At 49.4% G+C, this 12361-nt stretch carries 11 protein-coding genes; 1 reads left to right on the plus strand and 10 read right to left on the minus strand.

All coding sequences use genetic code 11. The features are described 5' to 3' along the window. Nucleotides 1-132 precede the first annotated feature (132 nt). The 6 genes from BM231_RS09625 to BM231_RS09650 form a co-directional block, all read right to left on the minus strand. Nucleotides 133-1314, minus strand: coding sequence for an acetate/propionate family kinase (locus BM231_RS09625; protein ID WP_057464150.1), 1182 nt, complete (start codon nt 1312-1314; stop codon nt 133-135). Between the two features lie 25 nt (nt 1315-1339). After that, nucleotides 1340-2761 (minus strand): bifunctional enoyl-CoA hydratase/phosphate acetyltransferase, encoded by a 1422-nt coding sequence (locus tag BM231_RS09630; protein WP_093519154.1) that lies wholly within the window; start codon nt 2759-2761, stop codon nt 1340-1342. Nucleotides 2762-3125: 364 nt separating this feature from the next. Continuing rightward, nucleotides 3126-3635, minus strand: a complete 510-nt coding sequence (locus tag BM231_RS09635) for a pilus assembly protein N-terminal domain-containing protein (protein WP_208860242.1) — start codon at nt 3633-3635, stop codon at nt 3126-3128. 140 nt (nt 3636-3775) lie between these two features. Next, nucleotides 3776-4645, minus strand: coding sequence for a C40 family peptidase (locus tag BM231_RS09640; protein ID WP_093518847.1), 870 nt, complete (start codon nt 4643-4645; stop codon nt 3776-3778). A gap of 63 nt (nt 4646-4708) precedes the next feature. Next, a complete protein-coding gene (locus BM231_RS09645) occupies nt 4709-5059 on the minus strand; it encodes a MarR family transcriptional regulator (protein ID WP_093518849.1) in 351 nt (116 codons plus the stop codon). A gap of 111 nt (nt 5060-5170) precedes the next feature. Continuing rightward, nucleotides 5171-6553 (minus strand): leucyl aminopeptidase family protein, encoded by a 1383-nt coding sequence (locus BM231_RS09650; protein ID WP_093519156.1) that lies wholly within the window; start codon nt 6551-6553, stop codon nt 5171-5173. Nucleotides 6554-6765: 212 nt separating this feature from the next. Here BM231_RS09650 and BM231_RS09655 point away from each other — a divergent pair, with 212 nt between their 5' ends. Further along, entirely contained in the window at nt 6766-7548 is a 783-nt protein-coding gene (locus BM231_RS09655; RefSeq protein ID WP_093518851.1) for a tetratricopeptide repeat protein, read from the plus strand. A gap of 4 nt (nt 7549-7552) precedes the next feature. Here the strand turns inward: BM231_RS09655 and BM231_RS09660 are convergent, their stop codons facing one another. From BM231_RS09660 to BM231_RS09675, 4 genes are read right to left on the minus strand one after another with little or no spacing between them, the layout of a single operon-like run. Beyond that, a complete protein-coding gene (locus BM231_RS09660; RefSeq protein ID WP_167550285.1) occupies nt 7553-8527 on the minus strand; it encodes a type II secretion system F family protein in 975 nt (324 codons plus the stop codon). A gap of 10 nt (nt 8528-8537) precedes the next feature. Further along, on the minus strand, nt 8538-9557 hold the full coding sequence (locus BM231_RS09665; protein WP_093518853.1) for a type II secretion system F family protein: 1020 nt from the start codon (nt 9555-9557) through the stop codon (nt 8538-8540). Beyond that, nucleotides 9550-11031: a TadA family conjugal transfer-associated ATPase gene (locus BM231_RS09670; RefSeq protein ID WP_093518855.1), complete on the minus strand. Its 1482-nt coding sequence runs from the start codon at nt 11029-11031 to the stop codon at nt 9550-9552. The genes BM231_RS09665 and BM231_RS09670 overlap by 8 nt, the downstream gene beginning before the upstream one ends. A gap of 41 nt (nt 11032-11072) precedes the next feature. Continuing rightward, nucleotides 11073-12353: a CpaE/TadZ family protein gene (locus BM231_RS09675; protein WP_093518857.1), complete on the minus strand. Its 1281-nt coding sequence runs from the start codon at nt 12351-12353 to the stop codon at nt 11073-11075. Nucleotides 12354-12361 lie beyond the last annotated feature (8 nt).

Below are 12361 nucleotides of genomic sequence, written 5' to 3' on the forward strand. Positions count from 1 at the left end.
CAACCTATGCAAATATGTTTGGGCAACTATCCCGTCTGCTCTTGTACGTATAGGCAAACAAAAGAGAAGCCGCACTTCTCCTTTAAGAAAAGTGCGGCTTTAACGCTGTGATCAACACCACTTTTAGGTCGATTACGACTCGCAAATCGCGCGGGTCTGGCGGGCAATCATAGCCTCTTCGTTGGTTGGGATCGCCATGACCTTAACCTTGGAAGATGCTTTAGAGATTGTGATTGCTTCTTTCGCACGCGCCTTGTTGGCTTCTTCGTCGATTTCTACGCCGAGGAACTCAAGGCCCTTACAAACACCAGCGCGGGTTTGGGAAGAGTTCTCGCCGATACCACCAGTGAAGACAATTGCGTCCAGACCACCCATGACAGCAACCAGAGCACCCAGCTCGCGCTTGATGCGGTTGTCGTAGTAGTCGAGGGCACGTTTTGCATCAGGGCTGTCGGAATTTTCCAGATCACGCATGTCCTGCGAGATGCCGGAAAGACCCTTCATGCCGGATTCTTTGTTCAGCAGGTTCGCGACTTCTTTCACGGACATGCCTTTTTCTTCCATCAGGTAGAAGATGACACCCGGATCGATCAGACCGGACCGTGTGCCCATTGCCAATCCGTCAACCGGGGTAAAGCCCATGGTGGTGGTGACAGATTTACCATTTTCGATCGCACACATGGATGCGCCGTTGCCGAGGTGAGCGACGACGACTTTGCCGTCTGCCACTTCTGGCGCCACGTTGTGCAGCTCTTCCGCGATGAAGTGGAAGGACTGGCCATGCATGCCATAGCGACGAATGCCTTCATCATAGTACTTGGTCGGAATCGCGTAGGCTTCGTTCTTGAATTCCTGCGTGCGGTGGAACGCTGTATCAAAACACGCAACATTCGGCTTGCCCGGGAAGGCCGCTTTGGAGCCAGCAATACCTGCAAGGTTGTGTGGGTTATGCAAAGGTGCAAGCGGATTGAATGTTTCAAGTTCCGCGGCAACTTCTTCAGTGACCAGCACAGGTGCAGAGTATTTGGAAGAGCCGTGAACCACACGATGACCAATTGCGTCCACTTCGAGGTTCGGGTCGAACTCTTTCAGCAGTGCAAGGATAACCTGTAGCGCAGTGTTGTGGTTCTGGGCTTCTTCTTCTGAGAGCGCACGATCCATGATCGTTGCGCCTTCAGCGGATTTACCTTTTACCCAAGCAGATGCACCCAAGCCGTCGATCTGGCCGGAAAGCACACTTTCTTCGCCTTTGAACAGCTGGAATTTGATGGAGGAAGACCCAGCGTTCAGTACAAGAATTGTTTCGATTGTCATTATTGTTTTCTCAGCTATCCCGAAATTACTCTGCGGCTTCTGCCAGATCCTGTTCGCCAACATACGCAGCGCCGTTGCGCAGGTAGTAGTCGTACATGGATGCCAGAGCACAAGAAACGAGACGAGCACGATCGTTGTCAGCACGGCTGGTGAGGATGATCGGCACGCGTGCACCGGTTACAAGGCCAGCTGTTTCTGCGTGGGCAAGGAAGGTCAGCTCTTTCACGACCATGTTGCCAGCTTCGAGATTTGGCACGATCAGCACTTCTGCGCGACCTGCAACAACGGACTCAATGCCTTTGGTGCGAGCAGCTTCAAGATCAATCGCGTTATCCATCGCCAGAGGACCGTCAACGATACCGCCTTTGATCTGACCACGCTCAGCCATCTTGGACAGCACTGCTGCGTCGATGGTGGATGGGATCGCAGGGTTCACGGTTTCAAGAGCGGACAGGATGCCAACTTTTGGTGGCTCAATGCCGATAGAACGGGCAACGTCGATTGCGTTCTGAGTGATATCAACTTTTGACATCAGGTCTGGTGCAATGTTGATTGCAGCGTCAGAGACAATGAGCGGTGTTTCACGACCTGGAACATCCATTACGAACGCGTGTGACAGGCGACGTTTGGTGCGCAGACCACCTTCACGCTTCACAACGTGGCGCAGCAGGTCGTCTGTGTGAAGGTGACCCTTCATGACAGAGCGCACACGGCCTTCGTGAACCAGCGCAACAGCTTTTGCAGCCGCAGAACCTTCATCAGGTGTGTCGATCAGCTCATAACCAGAGATGTCTGCGCCGATCTTGTCAGCTGCAGCCTGAATGCGTTTTTCCGGACCACACAGGATCGGGATGATCAGACCAGCCTGAGCGGCCATGACTGCACCACCGAGGGAGTTTGCATCGTCTGGGCACACAACAGAAGTCGGGATCGCTGGTAGCTGGGCAGCCGTTGCAACGAGGCGATCAAAGTGCTGGTGGCGCTTCATCAGCAGGCCTGGCAGCTCTTCGGCATCGTAAGAGATTGACTTAGTTGGCGCTTCTACCCGAGCTTCACCTTCAGCAACCAAAGTGCCATCATCGACTTTCACGCTGGTCGCAAGGCGGATGATGTTATCTGGCAGCTTTTCCAGAACGGTTACTGTGACGTCGAGAACCTGATCCACTTTCACCTTGTTATGGAAGGAAAGTGTCTGATCGCGGTACACGCAGCCAGGCCCTGGGAGGTAGTTGCCGACGACTGCTGAGATCAGAGTGGCGCCCCACATGAACGGTGCGGATGGGCCATCTTTCTTCTCAATGCCTTCCCACTGCGCGTTTGGCAGATGCAGTGGATTGATGTTGCCAGACGCATGCGCAAAAACGTAAAGATCGTTTGCTGTGCAGATGCGGGAGCGAGTGACGGAATCTCCGACCTGAATTTGGTCATAGGTCCGATTGGTAGCCATTGATAGCCTCTTTTCATTTTCCACATACCGCACCAGCCCGAGCTCATGAGTATTGCGATAGGGCTCATGAGGGGAGGTCTCAGCCATACTATCGCAGCTCTGTGACTGTTCAGCGATATGTGCGTTAAATTCTTCGCCAAGCTTGGGGCGCTTATTCAACATTTGAGCTAACAAATCTATCGGTAAAGATCCCAAAACAGCAGTTTTTGGCGATCTGCGAAGTTATGACACATCAATCTTTAGATTACAGCGCCAAATCTTACGTAGTTGTTCGTAACGCAATGTAACATTGGCTATTGTGATATTCTAGACAAGGGCTGTCGAGCAAAATCACGAAGCCCTTGAGTTAGACTGCAAGTTTCGTTTACTCATCATTGCCTGCCAAAATACCATTCTCTGCCAGTTCATTACGCAAGCTGATGGTTTCGGCGACATCCTCGATCTTTTTCTTATTGTCACCAAGACGTAGGACTTCATGGCAGTCGGGGTTGCAGGAGTAGGTGAAGCGGTTGTTGTTGCGTTGGATGGCGACGTAGCCGGCCATTTCTGCGGTTACGGTGATAAGTTCTTCAACAACGGGCTCGGAGGCGTCGTTCAGGACAACCAGGTTGGTGGTGCCGTAGGATTTGCCGGTGATCACGATTGTCAGGCGGTCGTGCACTGTCACATCTGCAATGCTTGGATTTCCAAGAATGATGGTTTCAGCAGGCTCTTCGAGACGGAAGACTTTTGCCTGGTCGGCAACCACTTCAACATCTGCATAAGCTGGTGCGATTGAAGTCGCAGCAATGCCCACGGTCATCGCAGTAGAGATTGCGACAGAGGCAATTTTTGACGAACGATCAGAGACCTGTTTTTGCAGCTTCCAAAACACGGCAAACCCCACCGAATAACTGTTAAATTTTACCAGTTATTTGTGCGATAATTTTAGTGAACGAAAACCTAATTTGCGCGTGTTGATGGGGCAGATATGCCGATAATGCGCTTTATGGTTAAGCACGAGTAAACATCGGCTCAACTTAGCCTCTTCACAGAGGTGAGCTGACCAAATTCGTTCTCGCCAATGCGTTTGAGAGCTGCCTGAATCCCCTCATAAGCAACTGTCATTGTGTAACCGTTGGCATGCAGCAAGGTCTCAGAATCAGACATTACGCCCACGTGCCCCTTCCAAAACATCAAGTCGCCGCGCTGCAGAGTTGGAAGGTCACCGGAGAGGTCGAGCTGCTCACCCAGCATAGCTTCCTGCATATCCGCATCACGAGGGGCATTTACACCGCCTGTTTGCAATGCAAGTTGGATAAGGCCTGAGCAATCCAGCCCAAGTGTTGATCGTCCCCCCCACAGATATGGCGTTCCGACCATAGCTTCAGCTGCTTTCACCCAGTCAACCGCTTTCTCAGCCTGCTCTACCAAGTGTTTTTTGACTATAAACGAGCCATCAGCAAGCTTTGCAAACTCCAATCCTCGTGTGGTCTCGTGTCCTACCACGCTTACGAGCGCTCCCATTGAGACCTGCCCTAATACTGGGCGTTTCATTTCGGCTTCCGGGTAGCGGTAGGTTCTCAGAGCCGTCACTCTGTGGGTTGTTTGCTCAACTGGGCCTAGCGCGTTCGTCGGCAACCAGCCAACATAGCCGTCTGTTTGCAGCTGACCCCAAGACCATCCTTCTGGCGTTGTCTCGAATACACGAAAGGCTTCGCCGAAATTCAGTTCGGTATCGATCCCGCACGCAAAGTCTGGCCGAGCGCGTAGTTCAACCTTGTCTGCTTTTACAGAATAGTTTGTCCCCTCAACAAAGCGCTCGGATTGCACCTGACCGCGATAGTCAGTCGAAGCCAGATCTGGCCTTACCGGATGTAAACGGCGGTCAAGTTGAACAGTCATGTGGGAGCTCTCTCCAATCAGAATGGCATAGCGGAATGATAATGTCTTGGTTCCGCCTTTCGATCAACGCGAAAGGCCTTGAGCTTTTTCTGATACCAGATCACCAAGCTGTTCCAGATACAGCGCCCCTGCAACTGTGCGTGTGACAACGACATTGCGTCGATCATTTTCATCACGCTTTCTGGAAAGCAGTTTGTTTGTTCCAAGGGTATCCAAGGCACGCGTAATTGCAGGCTTGGTAACCCCTAGCTTTTGCGCAAGTCCGCGCACGGTATGTGGTGGAGGCTCAAGATATACAGTTAAAAGAATAGACATTTGGCGAGCAGTCAAATCCTGATCTGCTGCGCGCACCAATTCCAACACTACATCATGCCATAGCTTAAGCGCCTGCGACGGGCGGATCTCTACGGGCATATTTATTCGTCCTAATCCCTATTGCAGGCTAAAACCTAGCCTGCAAATCATTTCGGGACCCTTACCAGATTGAGGTATTAAGTAATTTTGACAGCGCAATCCGTACTTTGCTTAGCCCAATCGGGTCTTCAACATGTCAAAAAGTGCCCGAATTGCCTGGGCTTCTCCTCCATGGGTCCTAAAATCTTTCTCAATTGGGGTCCAACCGTAGATATCAAGATGTACCCAGCTGCCTGCGTTTTCAACGAATCTCTGAAGGAACAAAGCTGCAGTGATTGAGCCTGCAAAACCTGCTCCGCTTGTGTTGATGTTTGCCAGATCAGCTGTTTTGGAGGTGATGTACTTTTTGTATGGCTTCCAGAGCGGCAAGCGCCACAAAGGATCATTCACCGCTTCACTGTGAACAGCGATCGTCTCAGCCAAGTCCTCATCATCTGTATAGTATGGCGGCAAATCAGGCCCCAGTGCGACACGGGCTGCACCTGTCAGCGTTGCCATATCAACAATCAGCTCCGGGCTCTCTTCATCAGCCAGCGCAAGTGCATCTGCCAGGACCAGGCGTCCTTCAGCATCTGTGTTGCCGATCTCGACAGAAAGGCCCTTACGACTTGTAAAAATGTCTGACGGGCGGAATGAGCGGCCCGAGATCGCATTTTCAACTGCAGGAATAATCACGCGCAAGCGCATTGGCAGCTCGGCTTTCATGATCATTGCTGCTAGGCCAAGAACATTTGCCGCGCCGCCCATATCCTTTTTCATAAGGATCATGCCGGCAGCTGGTTTCACATCCAACCCACCACTGTCGAAAATTACGCCTTTGCCGACCAACGTGATTTTCGGATCAGTCTCTTTACCCCAGGTCGCATCGATCAGACGCGGCGCTCTGTCACTGCCATTGCCGACAGCATGCACAAGCGGAAACTCGTTCTCCAGAACATCACCCATGATGATTTTTGAGGACCCGCCGTGATCTTCAAAAAGCTGAGAAGCTGCTGCGGCTAGTTCTTCCGGCCCCATATCATTTGCAGGGGTATTGATGAGATCTTTTGCAAGGTGCGCGCCAGCGATAATTGGTGCCAGCTCTTCCAAAATGCCCGGCTCGCTAATGACTAGCTGAGACTTCGGCGCAGGAATTTTCTTGTAGGCATCAAAACGGTAGGCTGCGAGAGAGAAACCGAGAGCGATACCAGCTGGATCTTCAAAGCCTTTTGAAAGTTCAAACGCGCCAGCTGGGAGCTTTTTGTTAAGAGCAGCGCCTGTTTCTAAAGCGTCTCTCTGGCTTTCGCCGTAGCCAAACAGAATAGTTTCAATCTCACCGGCTTCATTTGGAACTGCCAGAGTTTCTCCAAAAGCAGCTGTAAACTCCTGCGCGTTTGCCCAAGACTTTGCCATGGCACCAGAGGCATCAAGATGTGCGTCCAACTCACTCGCGGAGAGCGCGACAACCGGGATTGGATTTACTGTTTCATCGGCAGAAATTAACGGACCGTGCACCGGGAGCTCCATTTATGAGATGTTTGAAATTTGTGTTCTGTCCTATACAGACAGCGTTGTGGCAACCTAACGACGTTACTTGTTCTGCGCAAGGCATTCGGCTTGCTGCTCCCCCGTCCAACCAAGGGCTCAGCCAAGCCAAATTAACCAGAAATTAGGGATAATATTAGATTTTCAAACAATATTTGAATTGCTTCGTTGCTGAGGGTTCCATGGCCGTATTTGACCGCACACACACAACCAAGATGTCTTCTGGCATTTTAAGAAGTGCAACAGCTGTTTCACTGCTGCTGATTTGCGGGCTTGCACTTTCCGGCTGCGCGACCAACAAACCGCGTGCTCAGGCATCTATCTCACAGAGCCAGCAACTGAAGCCCGGCTCACAAGAGATGCAGCAAGCCCTCGCCTACTGGGGCGGAGTGTATGCCAAGGACCAGAAAAGCCCACGTACAATCCTGAACTTTGCAGCAGCTTTGAGAATTGACGGCCAGGGCGAGCAAGCAGAGGCCATTTTGCGGCGTGGCGTCATTGCTAATGCAGACAACACCACGATCGCAGCAAGCTATGGCAAAGTGCTGGCTGAAAACGGTAAGCTGCAGGAAGCGCTCAACGTTATTGACAATGCGTTTGACCCAGCCCAACCGAACTGGAAAATGCTTTCTGCCAAGGCAGCAATTCTGGATCAACTTGGTGAGACAAAGCAGGCACGTACGACTTATCAGCAAGCACTAAAGCTCTCACCAAATGAGCCATCAGTTTTGAATAATCTGGGAATGTCCTACCTGCTGGGAGGCGACCTGCGCAATGCAGAAACAACTTTGCGAACAGCATTGGATACAGGCAAAGCTGCCAGTCAGGTACGCCAGAACCTTGCTCTGACCCTCGGCCTGCAAGGCCGCTTTGACGAAGCCGTTCGCGTCGCCCAATCCGACATAGACCCACGCCAAGCCGCCGAGAACGTGGCGTATTTGAAGACGATGTTGGGTAAGGCGTAACGGGTTAGAATGTTTGCATCGCCTGAATTACCGCAGGACCGATGATTACGATGAACAACACAGGTAAGAAAAACATTATCATAGGAACTGTTAGTTTCGGAGGCAACGCTGCAGCTTTTCGCTCAGCTTCCTGCATCCGAGTTTGCCGGTTCTCATCTGACAAAACTCTAAGAGCATTCCCGATTGGCGTACCATACCTTTCAGCCTGAATTAGAGCAATAACAACATTATTGACGCCTTCAAGGCCAGTCCTCTCTGCTAGGTTTTGGTAGGCCTTCTTTCGCTCATCTAAGTAGGAAAGCTCTGCGTTGGCCAGCACTAGTTCTTCAGCTAGTGCTGCAGATTGCGCTCCAATTTCTTCCGCAACTTTCTTGAAAGCCGCTTCAATCGACATACCAGATTCAACACAAATAAGCATTAAGTCCATCGCATCTGGCCACGCCATGCGAATAGTCTCTTGCCGCTTCGAAATTTGATTCTGCACAAAAATACTTGGGGCATAGAAGCCAACTGCAGAAAATAGGAGGCTGATACAAAGAGTACCCAAGATCGGAATATCTAACTTTAAAACAATTACTAGATAAGCAAATGCAAGAGCAAAAAAACCTATTGGTAATACAATCTGCAGAAAAAGGTATGAATAGAGAGGGGATGGCCCTCTATAACCCGCCATCTTGAGTTTTTTTATTACGCCATCATTCGATAAAAGATTCTTCAAGTTATATTTATCGACAAAGTCTCGCACACTTTCTTTAGGGCTACTCCTAAGCGCTGCACGTTGAAACTCTTTGCTATTGGCAAGGCGATTACGCTCGCGTGTTCTAATTTTCTCTCTCTCAAGAGCAACTGACTTCATGCGGTTTTTAAGTTCATCGCGCTCAAAAAAAGGCATCAAAAGCGTATAAGCAGTTCCAGATACTGCAAGCAATGTGAGAATGACTACAAATAAGTTGTTATTTCCAAGATCTGCAATTGTCATCTCTGGATTCCTATATCTTGAAGTCAATCATTTTCCGCATGACGAAGATCCCAATAGTCATCCAGGTAAGGCCAACAGCTACGAGAATTAGACCAATATCAGTATCCACGAGCAAACGAATATAACTTGGGGCGATTAAGTACAACATGATCGTCACGATGAAGGGGAGGGAGCCGATGATTGCTGCCGATGATTTTGCTTCTTGGCTGACCGCTCGAATTTTTCCTTTCATCTCCTTGCGCTGTCGTAATGTCTTTGAAAGATTGTTGAGCGCATCTGAAAGGCTCCCGCCAGCTTGCGCTTGAATAGCAAAGACAATTGCAAGGAAGTTTGTTTCCTGCAAAGGCACTCTTTTAGGCATATTCTGAATTGCTTCAGCCAGCGGTATACCCATTTGCATTTTATCTAAAACCAGTGCGAACTCTAACCCAACTGGATCTTTTGCCTCAGAAGCAGCAACATGCAGACATTCCCCTAATGGCATGCCAGACTTGATGCCACGAACTATGATATCGACTGCATTTGGAAATTCATCAAGGAACTGATTGAAGCGTTTTTTACGCCTCCTTGAAACGTAGAATCGCGGTATACCAAAGACTCCTACAAATAAAAGCGCTATTGAAATCCATAAGGACTGTCCTGAAAAAAAACTTACCGCGAAGACAATGCAACCACAGACCACTGAAATGAAATAGAACTTGGACTTAGACCAAGACAAACCAGCTTGTCCTATCCAATCCGTAAAAATAGGTTTGTCTGCATTTTTCTTCTTCGCAGCTTGCGCCGCTTCCATAGCGTTGAGCTGGTCCTGAACAGTTTTCCTACGGGCCGTGACATCAATTTTCTGAGACCGCCCACTTTGTTGAGTTCCATTTTTCTGAACCAACCCCTCTTTTCGTTTCCCAAGTTTGTCTTTGGAAAACAGAGGCATCAAGAGTGTGAACGTGATTCCGACTACACTCACCACAATCAATGCTGAGATCAAATAATCAGCAAGTGGAGAAACCAGAAAACTATTCAAGTCAGCCATGTAATCCTCCAGAGACATCTGAAGCATCCAACGCACGGGCGAGACGTTCTTCTTCGTTGAAGTATCTTGCTCTTTCCCAGAAGAGCGGTCGGCCAATGCCGGTAGAGCGGTGTTGACCTACAATCTTACCGTTCGCATCTTCTCCTGTGATGTCATAGGTGAAGAGATCCTGTGTCGTGATGACATCTCCCTCCATTCCAACAACTTCGGTGATGTGAGTAATGCGGCGCGAACCATCTCTTAGGCGCGCGGCCTGAACAATCACATCAATCGAACCAACAATGATCTCGCGTACTGTTTTAGATGGAAGAGAGAAGCCACCAAGGGCGATCATGGATTCAATACGCTTTAGACACTCCCGTGGTGAGTTGGAGTGGATCGTGCCCATTGAGCCATCGTGACCGGTGTTCATCGCCTGAAGCAAATCAAATACTTCCGGGCCACGAACCTCACCTACGATGATACGTTCAGGACGCATACGCAGGCAGTTTTTTACGAGATCACGCATTGTGATCTCGCCTTCACCTTCCAGGTTTGGAGGTCTGGTTTCCAATCTGACAACATGTGGCTGCTGAAGTTGAAGTTCAGCACTGTCTTCGCAAGTGATAATGCGTTCCGTGCTATCGATATAGCGTGTCAAACAGTTCAAAAGCGTAGTTTTGCCTGAGCCCGTACCACCTGAAATAACCGTGTTACATTGTACCCGGCCTATGATTTCCAGGATCTCAGCGCCTTCACGCGAAATCGAACCAAAATTCACCAGCTGATCGAGGGTAAGCTTGTCTTTCTTAAACTTACGAATTGTAAGTGCTGGCCCGTCCAATGACAACGGTGGGGCGATCACGTTCACACGAGAGCCATCAGGTAGGCGCGCATCACATATTGGGCTGGCTTCATCAACACGACGGCCAACCTGAGACACAATCCGCTGACAGATGTTCATCAGCTGACGATTATCGCGAAACTGGATGTTTGTTTGCTCCACCATGCCAGCTGTTTCAATGTAGATGGTGTTCGCCCCGTTCACCATGATATCGGCAATGTCATCACGGGCTAATAGCGGCTCAAGTGGTCCGTAGCCCAGCACATCGTTACAAATGTCTTCGAGCAGGTCTTCCTGCTCAGCAATCGACATGACGAGGTTTTTGAGGGCAATAATGTCATTGACGACATCCCGGATCTCGTCACGTGCATCTTCTTGATCCAACCGGCTCAACTGCGAAAGATCGATTGCCTCCACCAATGCATTGAAAATCGATGCTTTGGTTGCATAGTACTCCTGAGTTCTTTTGGTCTCCGGTGCTGTGTCCTTTGGCTTTTCTTGCTGAACTTCTACAGCAGGCGATTTAGATCTTATGGCGCTTGGCGTGTCTTGAACAGCAGGCGTTACCGACTGTTTCTGTATCACTGGGTTTACAGGAGCAGACTTTGGACCTTTATTTCCAAATTCACCGTTGCCACGTCTACCAAACATATTCTTCCGCCTTTGAAATCAGCACAAACTCAACCAGAGGACTATTTGCGGACTTTTTTAATAAGAGATGCGATGAGCGACTTACTTTTCGTGTGCATTTCAGCCTTGCCCGTGACCTTCGCTGCAATCTCCTCAAACAAACCGGCAACAGCGTGTCTGCTATCAAACTCTGCAATCATCTGACCATTGTTGGAGGCAGTCCCAAACAATGCTGGTTCAAACGGCATTGCAGCCAAAGAAACAACATCTAAGGCGCTACTAAATTCATCCGGCTTGATCTCAGGACGCTTCGGAATGCCAACTTTATTCAAGACCAAATATGGTTTTGTGTCATTTGGTCGAAGTTGAGCAATGCTATCGACAAGGTTCTTTGCATTTCGAAGATTTGCTAAGTCAGGCTCTGCTACGATCAGAACTTCATCTACATGAGCAAGGATATGCCGGACCCAGCTGTTCCATGTGTGGGGCAAGTCAAGAACAACGGTCGGCGTTCCTTTCTGCATCACTTCGATTACCTGATCGAACTTGTCAGTATCGAAATCATAGGTCTGTTCAAGCGTTGCAGGAGCAGCAAGTAAACTTAACCGGTCATTACATTTAGCAAGCAGACGATCCAGCAACGTGTCATCAAGGCGATCTGGAGATGCGATTGCTTCCATTATACCTTGCAGTGGATCCTGATTGAAATCTAAACCTGCGGTGCCAAATGGTAGATCCAAATCAGCAATTGCAACATCATTGTCGAGCGTTTTTGCAATTGACCAGGACAGATTATGAGCGACAGCAGACGCTCCACAACCACCCTTTGCACCCAGAACCGCAATTGTTCGCCCGAATGGCTCCGCATCAATATCAGAATAAAACTGACCAATCGTATTGATAAGCTGCGCGATATCTATGGGCCCAACAATGTACTCGCCCACACCACGCTGGATCAGCGCGCGATAGAGATTTACGTCATTAACACGTCCAATAACCAAAACATTGGTGCCGGCATCACAAACCTCTGCAAGCCGATCGAGCTCTTCAATCATCTCGCTTGAGCTTGCAAGTGACTCTACTATGAGAAAATTAGGTGTCGCCGCACTTTGAAATGTCTCAGTAGCTGCCAGGATACCGCCTTGCCGCACCATTGTATGGGTCTTAGACATCCGACGATCTGCGCTCGCCTTCTGGATTGTTTCTGCAGTTTGGGCATCCAAGCAAAAGGCTTGTACTGATATCCGAGGGATACTAACAAGATTAAAGTCTGAAGTTGAAAGCTGACCAGATACATCATGGTTCTGTTCAACATCCAATTTAGAATGTGCAAAATCATTCATATTTTGGC

Source organism: Pseudovibrio ascidiaceicola (assembly GCF_900114245.1).
Classification (GTDB): domain Bacteria; phylum Pseudomonadota; class Alphaproteobacteria; order Rhizobiales; family Stappiaceae; genus Pseudovibrio; species Pseudovibrio ascidiaceicola.